The 22,570-nt window shown below is 62.8% G+C and carries 22 protein-coding genes; 8 read left to right on the top strand and 14 right to left on the bottom strand.

What is annotated here, in order from left to right; translation table 11 throughout:
• Positions 1-3 precede the first annotated feature (3 nt).
• The gene (locus tag VGI36_08445; protein ID HEY2485165.1) at positions 4-273 is read left to right on the top strand and encodes an HU family DNA-binding protein; all 270 of its coding nucleotides are present in this window, start codon (positions 4-6) and stop codon (positions 271-273) included.
• A gap of 48 nt (positions 274-321) precedes the next feature.
• On the opposite strand, the gene VGI36_08440 is transcribed toward VGI36_08445, so the two are convergent.
• On the bottom strand, positions 322-924 hold the full coding sequence (locus VGI36_08440) for a deiodinase-like protein (protein HEY2485164.1): 603 nt from the start codon (positions 922-924) through the stop codon (positions 322-324).
• Between the two features lie 402 nt (positions 925-1,326).
• On the opposite strand from VGI36_08440, the gene VGI36_08435 reads away from it, so the two are divergent.
• The 4 genes from VGI36_08435 to VGI36_08420 all read left to right on the top strand — a co-directional run bounded on the left by VGI36_08435 (position 1,327) and on the right by VGI36_08420 (position 6,205).
• Positions 1,327-2,652, top strand: coding sequence for a hypothetical protein (locus VGI36_08435; protein ID HEY2485163.1), 1,326 nt, complete (start codon positions 1,327-1,329; stop codon positions 2,650-2,652).
• A gap of 115 nt (positions 2,653-2,767) precedes the next feature.
• Positions 2,768-3,613, top strand: coding sequence for a methyltransferase domain-containing protein (locus tag VGI36_08430; GenBank protein HEY2485162.1), 846 nt, complete (start codon positions 2,768-2,770; stop codon positions 3,611-3,613).
• A gap of 400 nt (positions 3,614-4,013) precedes the next feature.
• Positions 4,014-5,099 carry a Zn-dependent alcohol dehydrogenase gene (locus VGI36_08425; GenBank protein HEY2485161.1) on the top strand — a complete coding sequence of 362 codons (1,086 nt, stop codon included), beginning with the start codon at positions 4,014-4,016 and terminating at the stop codon, positions 5,097-5,099.
• A 20-nt stretch (positions 5,100-5,119) separates the two neighbouring features.
• Entirely contained in the window at positions 5,120-6,205 is a 1,086-nt protein-coding gene (locus tag VGI36_08420; GenBank protein ID HEY2485160.1) for a Zn-dependent alcohol dehydrogenase, read from the top strand.
• A 36-nt stretch (positions 6,206-6,241) separates the two neighbouring features.
• Here the strand turns inward: VGI36_08420 and VGI36_08415 are convergent, their stop codons facing one another.
• From VGI36_08415 to VGI36_08355, 13 genes are all read right to left on the bottom strand, one after another.
• Positions 6,242-8,161, bottom strand: coding sequence for an alkyl sulfatase dimerization domain-containing protein (locus VGI36_08415; GenBank protein ID HEY2485159.1), 1,920 nt, complete (start codon positions 8,159-8,161; stop codon positions 6,242-6,244).
• A 255-nt stretch (positions 8,162-8,416) separates the two neighbouring features.
• Positions 8,417-9,289, bottom strand: a complete 873-nt coding sequence (gene dapA / locus VGI36_08410; GenBank protein ID HEY2485158.1) for a 4-hydroxy-tetrahydrodipicolinate synthase — start codon at positions 9,287-9,289, stop codon at positions 8,417-8,419.
• A gap of 16 nt (positions 9,290-9,305) precedes the next feature.
• A complete protein-coding gene (dapF, locus tag VGI36_08405; protein HEY2485157.1) occupies positions 9,306-10,199 on the bottom strand; it encodes a diaminopimelate epimerase in 894 nt (297 codons plus the stop codon).
• 8 nt (positions 10,200-10,207) lie between these two features.
• On the bottom strand, positions 10,208-11,467 hold the full coding sequence (gene lysA / locus VGI36_08400) for a diaminopimelate decarboxylase (protein HEY2485156.1): 1,260 nt from the start codon (positions 11,465-11,467) through the stop codon (positions 10,208-10,210).
• 111 nt (positions 11,468-11,578) lie between these two features.
• Positions 11,579-12,082 (bottom strand): hypothetical protein, encoded by a 504-nt coding sequence (locus VGI36_08395; GenBank protein ID HEY2485155.1) that lies wholly within the window; start codon positions 12,080-12,082, stop codon positions 11,579-11,581.
• Positions 12,079-13,461 carry an argininosuccinate lyase gene (gene argH, locus VGI36_08390; GenBank protein HEY2485154.1) on the bottom strand — a complete coding sequence of 461 codons (1,383 nt, stop codon included), beginning with the start codon at positions 13,459-13,461 and terminating at the stop codon, positions 12,079-12,081. Before argH ends, VGI36_08395 begins: the two co-directional genes overlap by 4 nt.
• 364 nt (positions 13,462-13,825) lie before the next feature.
• The gene (locus tag VGI36_08385) at positions 13,826-15,064 is read right to left on the bottom strand and encodes an argininosuccinate synthase (protein HEY2485153.1); all 1,239 of its coding nucleotides are present in this window, start codon (positions 15,062-15,064) and stop codon (positions 13,826-13,828) included.
• A gap of 14 nt (positions 15,065-15,078) precedes the next feature.
• Positions 15,079-16,089, bottom strand: coding sequence for an ornithine carbamoyltransferase (argF, locus tag VGI36_08380; GenBank protein HEY2485152.1), 1,011 nt, complete (start codon positions 16,087-16,089; stop codon positions 15,079-15,081).
• Positions 16,086-17,285 carry an acetylornithine transaminase gene (locus VGI36_08375; protein ID HEY2485151.1) on the bottom strand — a complete coding sequence of 400 codons (1,200 nt, stop codon included), beginning with the start codon at positions 17,283-17,285 and terminating at the stop codon, positions 16,086-16,088. The genes argF and VGI36_08375 overlap by 4 nt, the downstream gene beginning before the upstream one ends.
• 14 nt (positions 17,286-17,299) lie before the next feature.
• A complete protein-coding gene (gene argB, locus VGI36_08370) occupies positions 17,300-18,223 on the bottom strand; it encodes an acetylglutamate kinase (protein ID HEY2485150.1) in 924 nt (307 codons plus the stop codon).
• Between the two features lie 108 nt (positions 18,224-18,331).
• Positions 18,332-19,705, bottom strand: a complete 1,374-nt coding sequence (gene hslU / locus VGI36_08365; GenBank protein ID HEY2485149.1) for an ATP-dependent protease ATPase subunit HslU — start codon at positions 19,703-19,705, stop codon at positions 18,332-18,334.
• A gap of 150 nt (positions 19,706-19,855) precedes the next feature.
• Positions 19,856-20,416: an ATP-dependent protease subunit HslV gene (gene hslV, locus VGI36_08360; protein HEY2485148.1), complete on the bottom strand. Its 561-nt coding sequence runs from the start codon at positions 20,414-20,416 to the stop codon at positions 19,856-19,858.
• Complete coding sequence (locus VGI36_08355) at positions 20,397-21,302, bottom strand: tyrosine-type recombinase/integrase (protein HEY2485147.1); 906 nt, start codon at positions 21,300-21,302, stop codon at positions 20,397-20,399. The genes hslV and VGI36_08355 overlap by 20 nt, the downstream gene beginning before the upstream one ends.
• Positions 21,303-21,432: 130 nt before the next feature.
• Between VGI36_08355 and VGI36_08350 the strand changes: the two genes are divergently transcribed.
• The 3 genes from VGI36_08350 to VGI36_08340 all read left to right on the top strand — a co-directional run.
• The gene (locus VGI36_08350) at positions 21,433-21,723 is read left to right on the top strand and encodes a hypothetical protein (GenBank protein HEY2485146.1); all 291 of its coding nucleotides are present in this window, start codon (positions 21,433-21,435) and stop codon (positions 21,721-21,723) included.
• Positions 21,720-22,142 (top strand): hypothetical protein, encoded by a 423-nt coding sequence (locus tag VGI36_08345; protein HEY2485145.1) that lies wholly within the window; start codon positions 21,720-21,722, stop codon positions 22,140-22,142. The genes VGI36_08350 and VGI36_08345 overlap by 4 nt, the downstream gene beginning before the upstream one ends.
• Positions 22,143-22,147: 5 nt before the next feature.
• Positions 22,148-22,570: NTP transferase domain-containing protein (locus VGI36_08340; protein ID HEY2485144.1), on the top strand; the 423-nt coding region annotated here is incomplete at its 3' end.

The following is a 22,570-nucleotide window of genomic DNA, read 5'->3' as shown; positions in this document are numbered from 1 at the left end:
TCGATGACCAAAGCAGAGCTTATCGAAATCGTGGCCAAGGCAGCACGCCAGCCCAAGAAGCGGGTGGGTGACACGCTAGACATCGCCTTCGAGCACATCGCGCGTGCCATCCGACGCGACAAGCGGTTTTGGGTCCCCGGGTTCGGCACCTTCACGGTGCGCAGGCGGCGTGCACGTGCAGGTTACAATCCGCGAACCAACTCGCCGATGACAATTCCAGCCGCGCGCACGGTGGGATTCCGTCCGGCACCCGAACTCAAGAAAGGGCTTTGAGTTCCCTCCCCAAGTGCGAGAGCGTAGGCAGCCTGCAAGCCACCATGTCTATTTCGCCGGTGCACCCGCGTAAGCGTTCGCGCTGAGATACTTTTCGATAGCCTCCTCCAGCTCTGCAGCGACGAACCCAAACGGACCCGGACCTCCGCGGTATGCGACTCTTCCATCGCGGCCGATCAGGTAGAGCCGGTCGGGCAGGGCGTAGTACTTGAGGTCGGTCGAATTGTCCATGTCGTCGACCAACGTCGGAATAGAGAGCTCGAGCTTAAGTGAGCAGACGCGCGCGACCTCGGCGCGCGCGCCGTGCGAGGTCGGTTGCGCGAAGAGGATGCCTTCGCGTTCATTCGCCTCCACCTGCCAGCCGTCGATCGGATGCGCCTCGCGGATATAAACGACAAAAAACTCGACGCGATCGCCAAAGCGACGATGGAGCGCCTCGAGGTGCCCAGCCTGGGCACGAAAGGGAGGTCAGGTGTAGCTGCCGAAAATCAGCGCGACCGGTTTGTGTCCGCGAAATGCAGAAAGCTGCACTCTTTGGTTGTCGCCAAGCTTTGGCAGCTCAAAGTCGGGGGCGTCAGCACCCACTACGGGCGCGTGAGTCTCGCGCTCGGAAAGAAATTGCATGAACGAGACGCGCCGCTCCGGGGCCATTGCGTTGGTAAACTCCATCATGCGAGTCAGATCTTTTTCTGAAAGGTGTTTTTTGAGCAGCGCAAAGAAGTCTTCAATCGGCATCGCTTTCACCTTGTCACGCCAAAACGCTTGCATTTTGCGACTAAGTTCGGGCTGGGGCAAACGACCTCCGAACCTCGGCCCTAGCGCGGTGCGTTACGGTGGGCGTGAGTGGATCAGAAGTTCAATTCCACGGGCTGGCCCGCTCTCGCCTTTGCTTTTCGATCTCGTGATGGGTGGCCTCAGCGTGGATGCGCTCAGTCAATAGAGACAGGGAGAATCGGTATTCTGTTTTCGATGCGACGCGTCGCGCTTCTCCTGCTCCTCATAGCGATTGTACTTGGCGGTTACCTCCGCTTCTCGGATCTCGGGCGGCTGGAAATGTCCGATGACGAGGGCGCTTCGTGGGCCGCGGCCGCGGCGCCTTCGCTGAGCGGTGTGGTCGCCCTGCAGGCACGGCTTAACCCGGGCAAGCTGGCCGTGCACGAGCTCGCCCTGCATGGATGGATGGTGCTGTTCGGCGACGATATCGTCGCCCAACGGTCGCTCTCGGCCGCGCTCGGCACGATTTCGATCCTGATCGTGTTCTGGATTGCCTGGGAACTAAACCGTCCACCGCCTGAGTCAGAGGGTGTCGGATCGGCCGCTCGCGACGACGCGCTCTTGATCGCCGCGCTCGGCACGGTGGTATACGCGGCCAATCTCGTCACGATCAAGTATGCGCGCGAGGCGCGCATGTACCCGGTCATGCTGGTGGCGACCCTGCTGCAGGTAGGGTTTTTCGTCCGCGCAAGCCGCCGGGGCGGGAGGACCAGCTACCTGGGCGCCGCGTTATTCGCGATCATCGCGATCGCTGCCAACTTTGCTGCTGCGCTAATTCCCGCCACTGAAGGCTTGTGGCTCTTGTACTTGTTGATGCGCTCCGGAATGCGCCTGCGGAATCCGGAATCGCGCCGTGCCTGGTCGCTGCTGGCGGCGCTCGCGCTGGCGGCGCTTGCCTTTTTCGCATTTGCAATGCCGGCACTTCGCGGCGCCACCAATGCGGTCGAGAATGGCGCCATAACCTGGATAAACCTTCCGCCCATCTGGGAACCGGTCGCGCTTTTCAACAAGGCGACGGGTACTTTTGCTTTTCCGGTTCTGGTGCTGGCCGCAACCTATGGTGTATGGCGCGGGTGGCGTCACCGACCCGACGCTATCCGCTTCGGCCTGCTCTGGATGTGGGCGCCACCAGTCCTGATGGTGATGGCGTCGTACGCGTTAAGGCCGCTGTTTGTGGAGCGCTACGCGCTGTCCTGCTTCGTGCCGTTCTTTATTCTGGTGGGAATCGGGATTTGGGAACTGCACGAGCAACGATGGCGCGCGACCGCGCTGCTTATCGTGCTCGCGATGTCGCTGGGTCATGTCGCGGTGTTCGATCGCAGGGCGCATGACGCGCAGTGGCGGGAAGCGGCAGCTCTAGGCGCAGCGAATCTTCGCGCGGGAGAGGCGATGACCGCGGTCCCGGCCTATTCAATTTCGGTGGTGCGCTACTATCTGCCGTCTGCCGAGCGTGGGCAGACGGTTGATTTTGTGCGCGCGCATCGTGATGCATCGGTAGTTCTGCTTCGAGACCACGGGGTCGCGCCTCCCGTTGCGGCGGCGATACATAAGGACTATCCGGTGGAGCTGGCGAAGTTGCGCGGGGTTATCGTGTTGCGAAAGTGATTCTTACCGAGCTCAGGTCGCTCCGCCGACGGAAGGGAGTGACGGCTTCCTCTGCGAAGCGCGGAGTAAGCTTGAGATGCAAACTCGTTTGGGTCCATGAAAGGAGAGTCGCCTTATGCCGGATGCAGCCAGTCTCAAGCAGGAGCAACGCCTCAGTTGGGATGAATCCGCGGCGGGATGGAAAAAGTGGTGGCCCAATTTCGAGCGGGCCGCGCAAGGAGTGAACTCACGGCTGGTGGAGCTGGCGCGCATCAAAGCAGGTGACCGCGTTCTCGATATCGCTACCGGCAACGGCGAACCTGCGGTGAGCGCCGCCCGCGTCGCTGGTCCCAAAGGCATGGTGGTTGCCGTCGATCAGTCGCCCGGCATGCTTGCGATTGGCCGGGAACGCGCCAGCGCTCTGGCCCTTGGCAATATCAACTTCGTTGAAGCGGATGCCGAGACCATGGTGCTCGAGGCGCACAGTTTCGACGCCGCGGTGTGCCGCTGGGGCCTGATGTTCATGCCCGACTTGACGGCCACCGTGCGCAGGATTCACGGCGCGCTTAAAACCGGAGCCGGCTTCGCGACCGCCGTGTGGAACACGGGCGACAAGGTGCCGATGATCTTCCTGGCGGCCGACGCCGTGCGACAAATTGCCGGATTGAAGCCCGCGCCGCCCGACGCCCTGGAGCCGACTCGGCTTGCGGATACTTCGATTCTAAAATCCGCCCTGGAAGCAGCTGGCTTCGCGGAGATAGCCATCGAACCCATGATCGTTACCTTCGAGTTCGCCTCCGCGGATCAATTCGTTGAGTTCCGAAGTGAGCTGGGCCGTGCGCAGGCGATGATGGCGAAGCTAACCCCTGACCAGCGCGGGCGCGTCAAAACCGCCCTGGCTGAAGCGGTGGGAAAGTTCGCGGGAGGCGACGGCCGCGTCCGCCTGCCGAACGAGACCATCTGTTTTTCGGCTCGTGCGTGAATCGCCTCGAAGGGCAGAACTAAGCGCCACCACACCCAGTTCTGCATCCGGGCAGAATCTTTGTGTCTGACTTCTAGTGATGAGCCTCCGCGCATCTAATATGGGGACGCCGCCTCCAAGTTCGAATACGGGGTCGCGTGCGTCCGCCATGCACCGAGCGACTCACGCGCACTCAGTCTGTGCACCCCGCGCCCTGCGCTAGCACGGAACTCGAGCGGTCCGGTCCCGAAAAAATCGCACCGCAAGGGGCGCGGAACCCGACGCCGCGAGGCTATGCCAGCGAAGTGACACCTTTGATTGTGGAAATGAGGAGCCAATGTGGTAGTAAAAGGAACGCCTGTGCCAGGCGCCTTCGCGTGGAACGCACCCGCTAGATCTCACCGGACAAGGAGCATTTGGAATGAAAGCCGCCGTGTTTCATGGGCCCAAGCTGCCCCTCAGTATCGAGGATGTGGAAATCGATCAGCCGCAGGACCGCGAGGTGCGAGTCCGTACCGTAGCGAGCGGTGTATGTCACAGCGATCTCCACTTCGTCGATGGGTTCTATCCATACGCCGCGCCCGCAGTGCTGGGTCATGAGGCCGCCGGAATCGTCGAGGAAGTCGGCAAGCAGGTGACGTACCTGAAGCCGGGCGATCACGTGATCGCGTGCCTCAGCGTGTTTTGCGGCTATTGCGACCAATGCATGGCAGGACATCCCAACCGCTGCTCCAACAAGGCTGCCACCCAGCGCGATCCCAAGGACAAGCCACGCATCTCGCAGAAGGGCAAGCCGATAAATCAGTTCCTCGACCTCTCATCGTACTGCGAGCGGATGCTCGTCCATGAGAACGCGCTGGTGAAAATCAGGGAAGATATTCCGCTCGACCGCGCGGCACTGGTCGGATGCGGCGTCACCACCGGGGTCGGTGCGGTGCTGAATACCGCGAAGGTCGAGCCGGGCTCGACGGTCGCGGTGTTCGGTTGCGGCGGGGTAGGACTCGCGGCGATCCAGGGGGCACGCATCGCCGGTGCGCGCAAGATAATCGCGGTGGACATGTTCGAAGGGAAACTGGCGATGGCGAAACGGCTCGGCGCGACCGACTCCGTGGACGCATCGGCGAGCGACCCGATCGAGGAAATCCAGAAGCTCACCGGCGGCGGCGTTGACTATGCCTTCGAAGCGATCGGCCTCAAGAAGGCTGCCGAGCAGGCCTTCAATTCGCTCAAGCCGGGCGGTACCGCGACGGTTATCGGGATGATCCCGGTTGGGCAGAAGGTCGAAGTCGACGGCTTCATGTTCCTGACCGAGCGCAAGCTGCAGGGTACCAACATGGGATCGAATCGTTTCCGGATCGACATGCCCCGCTACCTCGATTTCTATTTACAGGGGCGGCTCAAGCTCGATGAGATGATCAGCAGGCGTGGCAAACTCGAAGACGTGAACGAGGCGTTCCGCGCGATGAAGGCCGGCGAGGTTGCCCGAACCGTCCTGATGTTCCAGTAGAGCGCGCAAGGAGAATCGCAATGAAGGCAGCAATCTATCACGGACCAAATCAGCCGCTCACCATCGAGCAGGTCGATATAGACGAACCGAAGGACCGCGAGGTTCTGGTGCGCACGGTCGCCAGTGGCGTGTGTCACAGCGATCTGCATTTCGTCGATGGACTCTACATGTGGCCGACGCCGGCGATTCTTGGCCATGAAGCGGCGGGGGTCGTGGAGAAGGTCGGTTCGCAGGTCAGTTACCTGAAGCCTGGCGACCACGTGATCGCGTGTCTCAGCGTGTTCTGCGGCTACTGCGAGGAATGCATGTCGGGACATCCGAACCTGTGCTCCAACAAGGCGGCCACGCAGCGGACGCCCGGCGACAAGCCGCGGCTTTCGCAGAAAGGGCAGATGGTCAATCAGTTCGCGGACCTGTCCGGATATGCGGAGAAGATGCTGGTGCACGAGAATGCGCTGGTGAAGATCGACAACGATATGCCGCTCGATCGCGCTGCACTCATCGGATGCGGTGTCATGACGGGCGTCGGCGCGGCGCTGCATACCGCCAAGGTCTCGCCCGGGTCTCAGGTCGCGGTGTTCGGCGCTGGCGGCGTGGGGCTGGCGATTATCCAGGGCGCGCGGGTGGCGGGAGCGCGGATGATAATCGTGGTCGACAAATTCAAGAGCAAGCTCGACCTCGCACTGAAGCTCGGTGCGACGCACGCCGTGGATGCGTCGAAAGACGACCCGGTCAACAAAATCCGCGAGCTTACCGGCGATGGCGCGGACTACTCATTTGAGGCAATCGGCCTCAAGGTGGCGGCCGAGCAGGCCTATGAATCGATCCGTCCGGGCGGGGTTGCCACCATCGTCGGGATGGTTCCGCTGGGGCAGAAGGTCGAGGTCGACGGGTTCTCGTTGCTGCTCGAGAAGCGGATTCAGGGCTGCTTCATGGGGTCGAACCGGTTTCGCATAGACATGCCGCGAATCATCGATCTCTATCGGCAGGGGCGGATTGATCTCGACGACATGATCACGCGCCGCGGCAAGCTGGAAGATGTCAACGAGGCCTTCCGCGCCATGAAGGCGGGCGAAGTGGCGCGCACGGTGTTGATGCTCGAGTAGCGTTAGAGAGCGCGGCTGCTGCGGGCTCGGCCAAACTCACGGCGTCACGATGGCGAAGTTTGCGTCGGGCGGTTCGATCATTGCGACGAGCGCCTCGTAGAGATGCCAATCGCCCTCCGCCACGATGTCGCCCGACGCGATTCGCGCCGCGACCGGTGCCCCGCGGAGTAGCGTCATCACCAGCTCGCCGTGCTTGAGCCGGATGGTTGCGGCGGCATGTGGATCGCTGACGCCCTGCTCGTGAATCAGGACGCCGTTGCGTACCGAAACCAAGTGACGCTCGTCACGATCGGTCACAGCGATGTTGAGCTTGAAGGGCCGCGTCGCGGCCTTGTCCGGATTGAGCTGCACCGCCGCCACGTCCAACAGCATCGTGGTAGGTGTCTCGAATAGCGCGTCGGAACTCGTTATCGACGTCGATAGCTTGAGTACCCCATAGCGCAGCTCCTGCGCGCCGGTCAGGTAAATGTTGCGCCAGGTGCCCGCTTCGGACTCGAAGCCCAGTCGAGTGTAGCTCGCGGCAAGCTGCTCCCGGGCGGCCTGGTTGTCGGGTTCCGCGAACACGACGTGGTTGAGAAGCATTGCCGCCCAGCGGTCGTCGCCCGCATTAGCAGCTTCCCTGGCACGAGACATCACCGCGCCTACTCCTCCCATCGCTTCGACATAGCGTTTTGCGGCAGGTTCGGGCGGCAGCGGGTTCAAGTTGGCGGGGTTCGCGTCGTACCAACCCAGGTAACGCTGATAAACGGCCTTGGAGTTATGGCTCATAGTGCCGTAGTAACCGCGGTTGAACCATTCGCCCGCCAGCACCGCTGGCAGTTCGAGAACTTCCGCGATCTCGCTGGCGGTCAGGCCGGTGTTGATCAGCCTGATCGTCTGATCGTGGAGAAACTTGTAGGCGTCGCGATGGCTGGCGAGGAACTCGGCAATCTCAAGCTGCCCGAAGCGCGGTATTCCGTGGGCGGCGAACATCACGTCGCTGCGGTCGCTGAACAAACGGATCGCCTCGGTCAGGTAGTCAGCCCACGCCTTGCAATCCCGCACCAGCGCGCCGCGTGCTGGAAGCAGATTGTGCATGGTGAGATTGGCGTTTTCGGCCATGAATAGGGCGCGGAATTGCGGCAGATAGAAATTCATCTCGGCGGGCGCTTCGGTTCCAGGGGTATTCTGGAAGACCATCTGCACGTCGCCGATAGCCAGCTCCTGACCGGTCCGAACGATGGTGTCGGTAGGTGCGATAAGCGAGCTCCTGCCGAGTGAGGGGCCCGGTCCCAGCCCAGAGGTAATTTCGCCCTGCGCGCCGCGCGGCAGGGTAAAGCCGAATTGATACCGTCCGCGCCGGACCATCGCCGGCCCGACGATGATGTTCTCCGCCACCGCATGCTCGAGGAAGCCCTCGGGCGCGATTATCCTGACCTTTCCGGCGGCCACCTCCGCCCGCGTCGCAACGCCTTCTACACCGCCATAGTGATCGACGTGGCTGTGGGAGTAGATCACCGCAAGTACCGGCTTCGCGCCCAGATGCTCGGTCACCAACTCGAGCGCCGCCTGCGCGACCTCAACCGAGATGAGCGGGTCGACTACGATCCATCCCGATCCGGCATCTATGAATGACACCGTCGAGACATCGAAACCGCGCACCTGATAGATGCCCTCGGCGACCTTGAATAGTCCGTGCCTGGTTATAATCCGCGCCTGACGCCAGAGGCTGGGGTTTACCGTGTCGGGTGCAGCTCCGCTGACAAACCTATAAGAGGAAAGATCATACACGGTCCGTCCGCCTGACCCGCGGATGAGCGGATCCTTGCGGGTCGCGATGAATCCACGCTCGGCGAACTCCAAGTCCCTGCCGTCGTCACTCGCGACCAGCTGTCGAACTTCCTCTTTTGACTTACTCGGATTGGCCGCAGGCATGGCCCGCGATCCGGTCTCACCCGGCGTTCCAGCGCCAGTCATTGGCTAGACCCCTCCTCTCGGAGACTTCGATGACATCAGGAACAATGATTGTCCAGTCATCCGTGCAAACCCTTCAAGCCACCGACTCACCCGCGAAGGGAACCCACACAGAGAACTTCTCACCCGTGAAGAGTCATCGCGGGACCGCGCGGTGAGAAGGATTCTCGAGAAGACTGCGCAATCCATGCAACGCTGCGGGGCTGCCTCACAGCTTGGATGGCACCACCAGCGGCCGGCGGACGAGGAAAGGAAGACTCAGATCAGCCGCAATTCTTTCATCGCCGCCTTCAGTTTTTCAGCGGCGGGCGCGGTCATCGGGACCAGAGGCATGCGTAGTTCGTTGCAGCACTTGCCCATGAAAGCGAGGGCCTGCTTGATGCAGATGGGGTTGGTTTCGATGAACAGGGTGCGCATCAGCGGCAGCATCTTGTAGTGCAGCTGGCGCGCCCGTTCGAAGTCTCCGGCCAGCCCCGCTGCCGCCAGTTCGTGAATCTCGCGCGGCATCGCGTTGCCGATCGTGGCAATCACGCCCTTGGCGCCGACGGCCATCAGCGGGACGGTGAGCGCGTCGTCGCCCGAGAGGACCGTGAACTTGCCGTTGGTGAGGCGCAAGATGTCGGAGGTCTGCTCCGTCGAGCCGGATGCTTCCTTCACGCCGATGATGTTCTTGATCTCGGCCAGGCGCGCGAAGGTCTCGGGCGCGACGTTCGAGCCGGTGCGGCCCGGGATGTTATAGGCGAAGATCGGTAAGTCGACGCTGGCCGCGACCATCTTGTAGTGCTTGTAGATGCCGTCCTGGGTGGGTTTGTTGTAATAAGGCGAAATCAGCAGCGCACCGTCAGCCCCCATCTCGCGGGCTGAAGCGGTCAGGCGAATCGCTTCCGCGGTTGAATTGGAGCCAGTTCCGGCGACGACTGGTACCCGCTTTCGGGTTTGCTCGATGGTGATTTTGATAACCCGCTCGTGCTCGGCGTGGCTCAGGGTCGCGGATTCTCCCGTGGAACCGCACGGCACCAGCCCGTCGATGCCGCTCTGAATTTGCCATTCGACTAACTCGCGCAGTGCGGCTTCATCGACCGCGCCATCGCGAAACGGCGTAATGATCGCTGTCAATGCACCGTGGAACATCGTCTGCTCTCCCTGTCTAGACGCGTGCGGGGACCATCTCAGCGTCGCCCAGCTCGACTTGCCCGTCGAACACCGTGATGGCCTCCCCGGTCATGTAGACGGCACTCTTCCCCTCGCCCTTATCCGGCCATTCGATTTCTAAGTTACCTCCGCGCAGCTCTACGGTCGCCTTGCGCTCGGCGCGTCCGGTCAGCACCGCCGCGACCAACGCCGCACACGCGCCGGTACCACAAGCGAGGGTTTCCCCGGAGCCACGTTCCCACACCCGCATCCTGAGATGGTTGCGCGAGACGGGCAGGATGAACTCCGTGTTGACGCGCTTGGGAAAGAAAGCGTGATTCTCGAAGCGACGGCCGAGCCGTGCAAATTCGAACCCATCCAGTCTGAATACGGAGTCGTCGTTCACAAATACGACGCAATGCGGATTGCCCATCGACACGCAGGTTATCCTTTCGGTCCGACCGCCCACTTCCAGCGGATAGTCGATGATGCGACCATCGGCGGCCACAGGAATCCGGCGGCCATCCAGGATCGGCTCGCCCATGTCCACCGTCGCGCTCTGCACCTGGCCCTTGGCGACTTGCAGGTGGACGGTTTTGAGACCCGCGTCGGTCTCCACCGCCATCGGGTTCTTGCGCACGAAGCCGCGCTCGTAGGCGAGGCGCGCGAGGCATCGGATGCCATTTCCGCACATGTCGCCGCGGCTTCCGTCCGCGTTGTACATCTCCATCCGAAAGTCGCCGACCGCCGACGGAGCGAGCATGATCAATCCGTCTCCGCCCACGCCCAGGTGGCGATCGGAAAGGCGCCGGGAGAGCCCGGCCGGGTCGGCGGGACGCGCCCTGAGCGCAACAATATAAATGTAGTCGTTGCCGCAGCCATGCATCTTGGTGAATTCGAGCGACGCCATCGTCACCCTCACCGGCTCCGCAACTCGATGATCTTCTCACCGCGGATGAGATCCTCGAAAGTGTCGCGCTCGCGAATCAGGTGCGCGTCGGTGTCATCGACCAGGATCTCTGCGGCGCGCGGACGGCTGTTGTAGTTCGATGCCATCACAAAGCCGTAGGCACCGGCGCTCATCACCGCCAGCAAGTCGCCGGTTTTCGGCTCCGGCAGTTCCCGCTCGCGCGCCAGGAAATCACCGCTTTCGCACACCGGTCCGACCACGTCGGCAACCACTGGTTTGCCCGGATTGCGGCGATCGACCGGCCGAATCTCGTGATAAGCCTCGTACAGCACCGGCCGAATCAGGTCGTTCATCGCTCCATCGATCACGATGAAGCGCTTCACGTCGGTTTCTTTGACGTACAGGACCCGGGTGACAAAGATGCCCGCGTTCCCCACAATCACGCGGCCGGGTTCGGTGATTATCTTGAGTCCCAGATCTCGGATCGACTTGAGCAGCACCCTGGCGTATTCGGCGGGGGCGGGCGGCTCTTCCTGGTAAGGAATCCCCAGGCCGCCGCCGAGATCGAGGTACTTGAGCGCCATCCCGGCCGAGCGCAATCCACCCACGATCGCCTTCACCTTTTCGGCTGCCTCGTTGAACGGTGCCGTGTCGGTGATCTGCGAGCCGATATGCGTGCTCAAGCCCACCAGTTCGAGGTTCGGGAGCCCGCGCGCTTCCGCATAGTACTCGTGTACCTGCGCCAGCGGTACGCCGAACTTGCTGTCACGATGGCCGGTGGAGATGTGCGGATGGGTTCCCGGATCGAGGTCGGGATTGACGCGCAGGCTCACCGGTGCGCGACACTTCATGCGTCCAGCGACTTCGCTGATGTGATGCAGTTCCGGCCGCGACTCAACGTTAATCATCAGGATGCCGGCAGTGAGGGCGGCCGCGATTTCTTCGTCGGTCTTGCCGACCCCGGAAAACACTATTTTTCCTGGGTCCGCTCCGACCCGCAGACAGCGCATCAACTCGCCGACCGACACGATGTCGAATCCGGCACCCATCGAAGCGAACAGCTTCAGGATGCTCAGGTTCGAGAGCGCCTTCATGGCGAAACAGGTCAGATGATCGGTGCCCGCGAAAGCCTCATCGAACACCCGGAAATGGCGCTTGAGCGTGCGTGCGCTGTAGACATAGAAGGGCGTGCCGAAGCGCCTGGCCAGCTCAGCTATCGGAATGTCCTCGGCGTAGAGTTGATCGTGCTTGTATTCGAAATAGTTCATGCCCGACGTGGGGACAGACGCTCTTGAGCCGGATGCCCGGTGTGAAAGTGATTTTTATCACAGCCGGCGAGAATGAATAAACCGGCGCCGCGGGCAGACGGATCTCTGAGCCTAAGGTAGCGGTAACGGGGTGGGCGTGGGGAGGACGAAAGTCTCAGGGTTGGGAGGAGGACGCGGAACGGTGCGCTCGATCTCGACCGGGTTGGAAGGAGCGCTTCTGTAGTTGTCCTGGGTGTAGGAGATGACCTGGTAGGTGTAGGAGTGACCGATCGTCGTGTTGTGATCGGTGAAGGCGAACATCTGCTGTTGCTGAAAGCGTTGCTGGTCGGTTACCGGCACTTCACCGATGTTGCGAAAAAAGCCCTGACCGTCGGAGCGCATCACCGCAAAGAATCCAAGGTTGCGCATCTTACCGCCCGCCTCATAGGTGGTGGGCCTGCCCCAGTTCAGTCTCACCCCGTTCTCGACCGACTCCGCATGGAGATCGAGTATGCGCTGCGGCCGCGCGGCCTGCGGCCGGACCGGCGGAGATTTCACCCCGCATCCGACCCACGCCGCCGCGGCCACGAATGCGAGAAGTGCGACCACGGCCCCGATGGCGAAGTGGCGCGTCATCGATCGAGTTCCTTGATCCGCTTCTCAATCGTCCGCGGCGCGGGCCCGCCGGTCACGGTTCGGCGTGCGACCGAATGGTCCGCATCCAACAGGTCCAGCGCATCGGCGGCAAACGCGTGCGAATAGCGCCGCAGCTCGGCCAGGGTTAGCTCCTCGAAGGTGCGCCCGGAGTCGGCGGTTTCCCGCACCAGCGCGCCGATGATCTCGTGCGCTTCGCGAAAGGGCACGCCCCGCGCGACTAGGTACTCGGCGAGATCGGTCGCGAGTGCAAATCCACCCGCGGCCCGGCGCATCGCGGCACGATCGAAGCGCAGTGCGGTCCACAACTTCGCCATCAGGTCGAGCGCCGGCTTGATGGTGTCGAGTGCATCGAAGACCCGCTCCTTGTCCTCCTGCAAATCGGAGTTATAGGCGAGCGGAAGGCCCTTGAGGGTGATGAGCATGGCCATCAGATCGCCGATGACGCGGCCGGTCTTGCCGCGAATGAGTTCCGCGAGGTCCGGGTTCTTCTTCTGCGGCATCATCGAGCTGCCGGTGGAGAATTCGTCGGGCAGCACGGCGAAGCCGAATTCGGAAGAGGTCCACAGAATGAGCTCCTCGCTCATCCGCGACAGGTGGACCGCGAGGAGCGCTGCGGCCGAGAGAAAATCGACCGCGAAGTCGCGATCGGAGACCGCGTCCATACTGTTGTGCGCGAGCTGCTTGAACCCCAGGTCACGCGCGACCATTTTCCGATCGATCGGGAGAGTGGTGGCAGCCAGCGCGCCCGCCCCCAGCGGCATCACGTTGGTGCGTGCCAGCGCCTGGGCAAAGCGCTCGCGGTCGCGCTCCAGCATTTCGACGTAGGCCAGCACATGATGCGCCAGCGAAACCGGCTGCGCGCGCTGTAGATGGGTATACCCGGGCATGGTGGTGTCGAGGTTGCGCCGCGCGACCCGAATCAGCGATGCGCGCAGGACCCGGATCAGTTCATCGACGTTTTGGATTTCGTCGCGCAAATAGAGACGCAGGTCGAGCGCGACCTGGTCGTTGCGCGAGCGCGCGGTGTGGAGCTTGCGCCCGGCTTCCCCGATTTTCGCGATCAGGCGTCGCTCGATCGCGAGGTGGATGTCTTCGTCGGAGGTGACAAAGCGAAATTTCCCGGATTCGATTTCCTGCTCGATCTGCCCAAGACCGCGCTCAATCGCGCGCCCCTCGGAGGAGCGGATCAGGCCGACGCGCGCCAACATGCGGGCATGGGCGATCGAACCAAGGATGTCGTGGCGATAGAGACGGCGGTCGAACGGCAGAGAAGCGGTGAAGGCCTCGACTTCGGGCAAACGCCCGCGCGCGAACCGGCCGCGGATTAAATTGGGGCGCGCTGGCGACTTGCCCTTCATGCGCTCGTCCCCGCCACTTCCACCGCTTGCCCGGGAAGCGGACCGAGCAGCCGTGTCATCACCGTCCGGTGACGCGCAGCGTGCGCTGGCATCGCAGGTTCGCGGGTTCCCCAGCTGGCCAAGGGGCAGCGGCGTCCCTTCTTGAAAGGTCGAGCACCGCTAGCGGGAAGGAATGGCAGGCGCCTCATTCGGAGTGGCGCGTGCGACAGAGACATCCACGGGCGGCGCAGCTCGTGGTGCCGTCCGGATGGGTGATGTGTACATCGAACTTGTGCCCGCAGCGCGGGCAGTGACCGGCGCGGACGCGCGGAACCAGCTTGGGCGCCTTGTGCGGCGGCCGGAATTGAATAACCTTTCCCAAACCTCAGTTCCCCTTGGTCGCCTTGCGGGCGGCCGCGCGGACCCGGGCCAGCGCGCGCAGCCGAGTGCCGGCGAGGCGAATGAATCCCTCGGCGTCGGATTGCTGGTAACCGCCGGCCTCTTCGAAACTCGCCATCGCCGGATCGTACAGCGAATTCGGCGACTTGCGGCCCGCGATCGTGACCGCGCCCTTGTACAGCTTGAGTCGCGCGGTGCCGGTCACATCGCGCTGCGCTTCATCGATCAGCGCCTGCACCGCCTCGCGCTCCGGCGCGAACCAGTACCCGTAGTACACCATCTCAGCGTAGCGCGGAATCAATGAATCGCGTAAATGCAGCACCTCACGATCGAGCGTCAATTGCTCGACTGCGCGATGCCCATGCGTCAGCAGCGTGACTCCGGGAGTTTCGTACACCCCGCGCGATTTTATCCCAACATAGCGGTTCTCGACCATGTCCACCCGCCCGATGCCGTGGCGACCGCCGATTTCGTTCGCGCGTTCGATTATTTTCGCCGGCGACAGAACCTCGCCATTTATCGCGACCGGGTTACCTGCAAGGTACTCGATTTCGACGTGTTCGGGTCGACTCGGTGCATCCTCGGGAGACACGGTCAGCTGGAACATGTCGTTGTACGGCTCTCGCCAGGGGTCTTCGAGGATTCCGCCCTCGTAGCTCACGTGAACGAGGTTCCGATCCATCGAGTAGGGCTTCTCCTTGCTCGCGGAGATGGGAATCCTCTTCTCATCGGCGTAGGCGATCATGTCGGCGCGGCCCTGAAAGGTCCAGTCCGCCCTTCGCCACGGCGCGATGATCTTAAGTTCGGGCGCCAGGCGCGCCAGGCTCAGTTCATAGCGAACCTGGTCGTTGCCCTTGCCGGTCGCGCCGTGCGCGACTGCATCCGCGCCCTCGGCGCGCGCGATCTCAGCCTGTTTCTTGGCGATGACCGGTCGGGCGATGGAAGTACCCAGCAAGTAGTAGCCTTCGTACACCGCGTTCGCCCGCATCATCGGAAACACGAAGTCGCCGGCGAATTCCTCGCGCAGATCGGCAAGTATGAACTTGCTCGCTCCCGTACCGAGCGCCTTTTGCTCGAGGCCTGCGGTCTCCTCCGCCTGGCCAACATCGGCACAATACGCGATGACCTCACATGCAAAGCGATCTTTAAGCCAGCGCAGGATGACCGAGGTATCGAGTCCCCCCGAATAGGCGAGCACCACTTTTTTGATATTTTCGCTTGCCACCGTCGTAGTTTCCGTTACGCGCCGTGCGTCAGCGCGGTGTGCTCCAGAATCTCGGGCCGCTTAAGCCACACCATGACCGCTTTCTGCGCATGCAACCGGTTTTCGGCCTGGTCCAAAACGATCGAGCGCGGCCCATCGAGCACCGCATCGGTTATTTCCTCGCCGCGATGCGCGGGCAGGCAGTGCATGACCAACGCATGGCGCGCGGCGTGCGCCAGCAGAGCGTCGTTGACCTGAAAGTCGCGAAAGTCGCGCCGGCGCTTGGCAGCTTCCTTCTCCTGACCCATCGAGGTCCAGGTGTCGGTGTAGATCACATCGGCATCCTTGACCGCTTCGACGGGATCATGGGTAAGGATCCCGTGTTCCTCGCGCCGAAAGCGGGCCATGTAGCTTTTCTCGGGCTCGTAGCCTTGCGGAATGCCAAGGCGCAGCTCGAAACCGATGAGGGACGCCGCCTCGATCCAGCTGTGTGCAAGGTTGAATCCGTCACCGACGAACGCGATGCGCAACTTTCGGAGATCGCGCCCGAAATGCTCCTGGAGCGCCTGCAGGTCCGCGAGTAACTGGCAGGGATGCAGCCGATCGGTGAGCGCGTTGATGACCGGCACCGATGCCTCGCGCGCCAGTTCCAGGCAGGTGTCGTGGGAAAAGGTCCGAATCATGATGAGGTCGACCCAGCGCGACAGATTGCGCGCGACGTCCTTGGCCGATTCACGCTCGCCGATGCCGATATCGTTCGGGCCCAGGTAAATTGCATGGCCACCAAGTTGCGCCATGCCGGTTTCGAAGCTGATCCGGGTGCGCAGCGAAGGTTTCTGGAAGATCATGGCGAGCGTGCGGCCGCGCAGATAGGGATGCTCGATGCCGGATTTGAGTTCGGCCTTGAACCGCGCCGCCAGCGCCAAAAGCCCGCTGAGCTCGCCCTCGGTCAGCGAACTCATCTCCAGAAAATCGCGTTTGGCAGGTGGCTCGGCACCGACCTGCCCCTCGGCGGCCCGTTTACGCTGCGCTGCCACGGCACTCATGAGGGTAGCGGTGCAGTGCGCAAGGCGCGTTCCACGATCGCGAGGCCCCGCTCCGCGTCGGCACGCGAGAGATTGAGCGGGGGCAGCAGCCTTAGCACGTTGCCCGCAGTCCCGTTGACCAGCAACCGCTCCTTGAGACACGCATCGACGACCGGGCGCGCATCGTGCTTGAGCACTACGCCGATGATCATTCCCAGGCCGCGTACCTCCATGATCCGCTCGCAGGTCTTCGCGATCTCGCGCAGGCGCTCCAGCATCGCAGCGCCCAACCGGGTTGCGTTCTCAAGCACCCGCTCCTCGTCGATGGTCTCGACCATCGCAAGTCCGGCCGCGCACGACACGGGGTTCCCGCCGAACGTAGTCCCGTGGCTTCCAGGGGTCAGGCTCGCGGCGACGTCGCTCTTGGCGATCATTGCGCCGAGCGGCAACCCGCCACCGAGCGCCTTGGCGAGGGTGACAATGTCCGGTCTGACACCGGTATGTTCGTACCCGAAGAACTTGCCGGTCCGGCCGACCCCAACCTGGATCTCGTCGAGAATCATCAGGAGATGGTTGCGATCGCAGAACTCCCGCACCCGCTTGAGGTAATCCGCTTGGGGAACGACCACGCCGCCTTCGCCCTGGATCGGTTCGAGCATTACGGCGACGGTATTGTCGCTCACTGAGCGCTCGAGCCCCGCGAGGTCATCGAAGGGCGCCATCCGGAAGCCGGGGACCAGGGGCTGAAAACCCTGATGATATTTCTCCTGGCCGGTGGCGCTCAGCGTGGCGAGCGTGCGCCCGTGGAATGAGCCGAGCGCGGCGATGATTTCGTACCGTCCCCCGCCGTCCTTGTGGCCCCAACGCCGCGCCAGCTTGATGGCCGCCTCGTTGGCCTCGGCGCCGGAGTTACCGAAGAATACGCGACCGTCGCCGAAGCGCGACGCCAGGTACGCGGCCAGGCGGGCAGTTGGCTCGGTATGGAAGATGTTGGACACATGCATGAGACGCTCGGCCTGCTCGCGGACGGCACGCACCAAGCGCGGGTGCGAATGGCCGAGGTTGGTAACCGCCAAACCGCAGAAGAAATCGAGGTAACGATTGCCGTCGGCGTCTTCGAGCCAGGAACCCTGACCGCGGGCCAGAGCAATAGGCAGACAGCCATAGATGTCGACCAGGTTGCGATGCGTCAGATCGACGATTTCAGCGTTGTTCATCGGCGTTGCGCCTCTCAGGCCTTTTGCCGGCGTCCGGGTGCGAGATCGGACACGCGGGCACGGCGCCGCACCACTTCGGTGCCGACCCCGAGCCGGGTGAAGATCTCGAGCAGCACCGCGTGCCGCACGCGGCCGTCGATAATGTGGGTTTTGGCGACGCCCTTTTGGAGCGCATCGATACAGCATTCCACCTTGGGAATCATGCCTTCGTGAATCACGTCGCGCGCGATCATTCTGCGCGCTTCAGGGGCATCGAGCGTCGAGAGCAGGCGCCCCTCGCGGTCTTTCACTCCCTCGACGTCGCTGAGCAGAATGAGTTTCTCGGCCTTGAGCGCGGCGGCGATTTCGCCCGCGGCCACGTCGGCATTGATGTTGTAAGTCTGCCCGTCACGGCCGACGCCGGTCGGCGCGATGACCGGGATGAAATTCGCGGCCTCCAGCGTGGTGATAACGTCGGGGTTTATCGCGTCCACTTCGCCGACCAGGCCGATATCCAGCGTGCTCTTGCGGCCATTGTCATCGCGCACCACCACTCGCATCTTGCGCGAGACGATCAGGTCGCCGTCCTTGCCCGAGAGTCCGACCGCGCGGCCACCGTGCCGCGAGATCAGCGCCACGATGTCCTTGTTGATGCGTTGCAGGACCATCTCGGCCGCTTCCATGGTCGCCTCGTCAGTAACCCGCATGCCGCGCACGAACTTCGACTTGAGCCCGAGCTTGCCGATCAGCTCGGTGATTTGCGGGCCCCCGCCATGCACGATGACCGGATTCATGCCGACCAGGTCGAGCAGGACTACGTCCTCGGCGAAGCTGAGACGCAGATCTTCGCTGAGCATGGCGTGGCCGCCATACTTGATGACGATGGTCTTGCCGCGAAAGCGCCGAATGTAGGGCAGCGCTTCGATCAGAACCTCGGCTCGTTGAATGAGATCTTTCACGTCACCTCCGCCGCGCATACGCTCCCGCGGCAATCAAAACAGGCTTACCGGCGCGGCGCAATTACCAGCGTGTGAACTCGGACCGCGCCGCGCGGAAAGCGCCTATTTTCAAAGGATAAAACGGGACAGGTCTTCATCCTTGACGATCGGGTCGAGATAGCGATGCACGTAGGCTGCGTCGATGACGACCGTGCGATCGCTACGCTCGGGGGCATCGAAGGACAGCTCATCGAGCACGCGCTCGAGCACCGTATGCAGGCGGCGCGCGCCGATATTTTCGCTGCGCGAATTCACTTGCGCAGCGATCTCCGCGAGCGCGCCGACCGCGTCCTCGGTGAAGGTCAGCTTGACGCCCTCGGTCGCCATCAAGGCGACGTATTGCTTGGTCAGCGCGTTCTCCGGCTCGGTCAGGATGCGGACGAAATCGTCACCAGTTAGCGCGCCCAGCTCGACGCGGATGGGAAAGCGTCCCTGAAACTCCGGGATCAGATCGGAGGGCTTGGAGGTGTGAAACGCGCCCGAGGCAACGAACAGGATGTGATCGGTGCGGACCGCGCCGTATTTGGTGTTGACGGTCGAGCCTTCGACAATTGGAAGCAAGTCGCGCTGCACGCCTTCGCGCGAGACGTCGGGACCGCGGCTCGTCTCCCGTCCCGCAATTTTGTCGATTTCATCGATGAACACGATGCCCGATTGCTCGGCGCGATGAATCGCGTCGTGCGCGACCGACTCCATGTCCACTAGGCGTGCCGCTTCTTCCTGGGTCAGGAGTTCCAGCGCCTCGGGAATCTTGACCTTACGGCTGCGGGTCTTCTTGGGCATGATCTGGTTCATGAGCTCCTTCATATTGAAGCCCATTTCCTCCATGCCCTGGGGCGTGAACACCTCGACCATCGGCGTGGCGGATGCGGAAACTTCGATTTCGACTTCCCGGTCGTCGAGATGGCCCTCGCGGAGCAGTTTGCGAAGCTTCTCGCGGGTGTCTCTGTGCGAATCTTCTTCGATCGGTTGCACGCGGCCTTCCGCCGTGATGCCGGCCTGCCGGCGAACCTTGGTCGGCGGCGGAAACAGGATATCGAGCAGCCGTTCCTCGGCGCCCTCGCGCGCCTTGACCGCGACCCGCTCGCGAGCCTCCTCGCGCACCATCTTCACGGAGATTTCGGCGAGATCCCGAATCATCGATTCTACGTCGCGGCCGACATAGCCGACCTCCGTATAGCGGGATGCTTCAACCTTGATGAACGGCGCCTGCGCCAGGCGCGCCAATCGCCGGGCAATCTCGGTCTTGCCCACACCGGTCGGACCGATCATCAGGATGTTCTTGGGCGCGATCTCGTCGCGCAACTCGGGTGCGACGTTCTGCCGCCGCCAGCGGTTTCTGAGCGCGATCGCGACGGCGCGCTTGGCATCGCCTTGACCGACAATGTAACGGTCGAGCTCAGAGACAATCTCGCGCGGAGTCATTACCTGTGGAACGTCCATCGAAATCTACGCGTAACGAGCGCGCCTTTCGCGCGCTGCTACCCAAAGCTTAATCGTAGTTGACCGCCGTGCCTACATCTTCCGTAACGCCACCCCGCCTCTCACCCCTGGGCCAGCGGCGAGAGATTCGACGACGCGCGCAAAGGACGCCTACAGCTCCTCGATGACGAATTGATCGTTGGTGTAGACGCAGATCTCGGACGCGACCTTCATCGAGGCTTCCGCGATCTGCCGCGCGGTCATAGCGGAGCTGTTTCGCAACAGCGCGCGGGCGGCGGCCAGCGCGTAGTTGCCCCCGGAGCCGATCGCGACGATGCCGTCGTCGGGTTCGATAACGTCGCCTGCACCGGAAATCAGCAGCGAACTTTCGCGGTCGGCGACCACCAGCATCGCCTCGAGCCGGCGCAGCACCCGATCGGTTCGCCAGTCCTTGGCAATCTCGACGGCCGCGCGGCGCAAGACTCCGTTGAACTCCTGCAGTTTACTTTCGAATTTATCGAACAGCGTGAGCGCATCGGCCGTCGAACCGGCAAACCCCGCCAGCACCCGATTCTCGTGCAGGCGGCGCACCTTGCGCGCCCCCCGTTTCATGATGGTCTGGCCGACGCTGACTTGCCCGTCACCCGCCATCACCACTTTGCCGTCGTGACGAACGCTCAGAATGGTCGTGCTACGGATTTTGGATTGCTCGTCACGGCCGGGGGTGGGCACTGCGGTGTACCTCTTTAAGGTGATTCACGCTCACGTGGGTGTAGCGCTGGGTGGTGGCCAGACTCGCATGGCCGAGCATCTCCTGAATGGAGCGCAGATCCGCGCCGTTGTCGAGGAGATGAGTTGCAAAGCAATGGCGCAGTCCGTGCGGGGTGATGCCCGCGACGATCCCGGCACCCAGCAGGCGGCGCGCGACGATCATTTCAACGCTGCGAGTAGTAAGTCGCCTACCGCGCAGATTGGTGATTACCGGACCATCGGTTTCCCACGCGACCGGCATGGCCGTGCGCCAGGCCTTGAGCGCATCGAGCGCGGGCTCACCAACCGGCACCACCCGATCCTTGTTGCCTTTGCCCGCGCGCACCGTAAGCATCGCCAGTTCCTCGTCGATATCCCGCCACGCAAGCCCGACCAGCTCGCTCACCCGCAGCCCACTGGAGTAGAGGGTCTCGACGATCGCGCGGTCGCGAAGTGCCTGGGAACCATGGTCTTGCGCGTCGAATTCGATCAACCGCCGGATGTCGTTACCGTCCATGATCGATGGCAGCTTGCGCTGGAGCTTGGGCGAACGCAGCGTCTGGGCTGGGCTGGGCGCGCCGGTGCCGGCCTCGCGGTAGCGGAAAAAAGCTTTCACCGCCGCAAGCCGCCTCTGCACGCTGGCACGTTGGGCGCCACCTTTCATCATATGGTCGAGCCACGAGCGAATGTCGTCCGCGTCGATCTCCCTGCAATCGATCTTCTCGCGAACCTGTCCGCGGGCGGCCGCCCGGTCAAGAAGGAATTGGCGGAAAAATTTAAGGTCGCGACGGTAGCTGTCCACGGTATGCCGTGAGGCGCGCGACACCTTGGCCAACGCTGCTGCAAAGTCCTCTATCTCCGCGACCATCCGCCTCGCTCGCTCCGTCTCTTGACGCTATGCTACCAAGGGTGTGCCACGCGAAAAAGCCAGGGTCGCCCATCCGAGTTTTTGCACTGGCGGTCGCACTGCGGGCGGTGCGACCTGGACTTAACAGCGAATGAACTGCTTTTTCTGCGGCCGCGAGATCGAAACGCGCGAGCGCGTCGGGTTTCGCGACACGTGTCCCGGATGCGATCGCCCGCTGCACGCCTGCCGTAATTGCGATTTCTATGACTGGACTTATCACAACCAATGCCGCGAGACCCAGGCGGACCGGGTAGTCGACAAGGAGCGCGCGAACTTCTGCGAGTATTTCACCCCCTCCCAGCGGCGCGCCGCGGCTGCGGGACCGGCGACCAAGTCCTCGGCGGTCGGCAAACTGGAGGACCTGTTCAAGAAAAAACCATGACCCCGAACCCCATCCGGTGGCGCGTGGCGCCAATCATCCTGTTTGCCGCATTCGCGACCGCCGCCGCGACGGCTTGCCCGGCGCCGAACAGTCCCCGCGGCGTGGTCGACCGTTTCATCGCGGCTCATTATATGGCAATCGATCTGAAGGCGGCCGAGCCGCTCTGTACCGGTCTTGCACTCGACAAGCTGCACGAAGAGATGCGACTCACGGAGGGGCAGCACATCGACGAAACTACGCGCAAGCCGATCGTTCACTACAAGCTCACCGCAAAACGTGAGAGCCCGGACCACATCGAATATCTGTTCCGCGCCACCATCGATGTTCCCGACGGCGGCTCGTTCGAGAAAAACTGGATGATCACGGCGCGCAAACAAGCCGATACCTGGAAAATCTCGAACTTCAGCGAGTACGACTGAGGCGCATGGAGGACCGGAATCTCGCCGCTATTGTGCTCGCCGCCGGACTCGGTACCAGGATGCGCTCGAAGCACGCCAAGGTGCTGCATCCGCTGGGCGGGCGGCCAATGATCGCGCGGAGCCTGCGCGCGGTGAGTGCGCTGGACGCGCGGCCCATCGTGGTAGTGGTGGGACACCAAGCCGCGGAGGTGGAGGCGGCGGTCCGCGCCAACTCCGAGACGCCGCTGACGTTTGCACTGCAACCGCGCCTGCTAGGCACCGGCGACTCGGCGCGGCATGGGCTGGCTGCAATTCCCGAGCATTTCACCGGCGACGTCCTGATCGGCTACGGCGACGTGCCGATGGTGACCAGCGCAACGCTCGCCGCCTTCTGGAGCGCACATCGTCAGAGCGGGGCTGCGCTTTCGTTGGTGAGCGTGCGCGTGGCG

This window comes from Candidatus Binataceae bacterium (assembly GCA_036495685.1).
Classification (GTDB): Bacteria; Desulfobacterota; Binatia; order Binatales; family Binataceae; genus JAFAHS01.
The sequence above is the reverse complement of the archived record's forward strand: the minus strand, read 5'-3'. Positions and strand labels throughout refer to the sequence as shown.

Bases quoted from the DNA above. Each gene is read 5' to 3' on its own strand.
- VGI36_08350 (HEY2485146.1), top strand. From the start codon at position 21,433: ATGAACTGCTTTTTCTGCGGCCGCGAGATCGAAACGCGCGAGCGCGTC.
- dapF (HEY2485157.1), bottom strand. From the start codon at position 10,199: ATGGCGTCGCTCGAATTCACCAAGATGCATGGCTGCGGCAACGACTAC.
- lysA (HEY2485156.1), bottom strand. From the start codon at position 11,467: ATGAACTATTTCGAATACAAGCACGATCAACTCTACGCCGAGGACATT.
- VGI36_08355 (HEY2485147.1), bottom strand. From the start codon at position 21,302: ATGGTCGCGGAGATAGAGGACTTTGCAGCAGCGTTGGCCAAGGTGTCG.
- VGI36_08345 (HEY2485145.1), top strand. From the start codon at position 21,720: ATGACCCCGAACCCCATCCGGTGGCGCGTGGCGCCAATCATCCTGTTT.
- argH (HEY2485154.1), bottom strand. From the start codon at position 13,461: ATGAAGGGCAAGTCGCCAGCGCGCCCCAATTTAATCCGCGGCCGGTTC.
- hslU (HEY2485149.1), bottom strand. From the start codon at position 19,705: ATGGACGTTCCACAGGTAATGACTCCGCGCGAGATTGTCTCTGAGCTC.
- VGI36_08445 (HEY2485165.1), top strand. From the start codon at position 4: ATGACCAAAGCAGAGCTTATCGAAATCGTGGCCAAGGCAGCACGCCAG.
- dapA (HEY2485158.1), bottom strand. From the start codon at position 9,289: ATGTTCCACGGTGCATTGACAGCGATCATTACGCCGTTTCGCGATGGC.
- VGI36_08425 (HEY2485161.1), top strand. From the start codon at position 4,014: ATGAAAGCCGCCGTGTTTCATGGGCCCAAGCTGCCCCTCAGTATCGAG.
- VGI36_08420 (HEY2485160.1), top strand. From the start codon at position 5,120: ATGAAGGCAGCAATCTATCACGGACCAAATCAGCCGCTCACCATCGAG.
- argF (HEY2485152.1), bottom strand. From the start codon at position 16,089: ATGAGTGCCGTGGCAGCGCAGCGTAAACGGGCCGCCGAGGGGCAGGTC.
- VGI36_08395 (HEY2485155.1), bottom strand. From the start codon at position 12,082: ATGACGCGCCACTTCGCCATCGGGGCCGTGGTCGCACTTCTCGCATTC.
- VGI36_08375 (HEY2485151.1), bottom strand. From the start codon at position 17,285: ATGAACAACGCTGAAATCGTCGATCTGACGCATCGCAACCTGGTCGAC.
- VGI36_08415 (HEY2485159.1), bottom strand. From the start codon at position 8,161: ATGACTGGCGCTGGAACGCCGGGTGAGACCGGATCGCGGGCCATGCCT.
- VGI36_08435 (HEY2485163.1), top strand. From the start codon at position 1,327: ATGTCCGATGACGAGGGCGCTTCGTGGGCCGCGGCCGCGGCGCCTTCG.
- VGI36_08430 (HEY2485162.1), top strand. From the start codon at position 2,768: ATGCCGGATGCAGCCAGTCTCAAGCAGGAGCAACGCCTCAGTTGGGAT.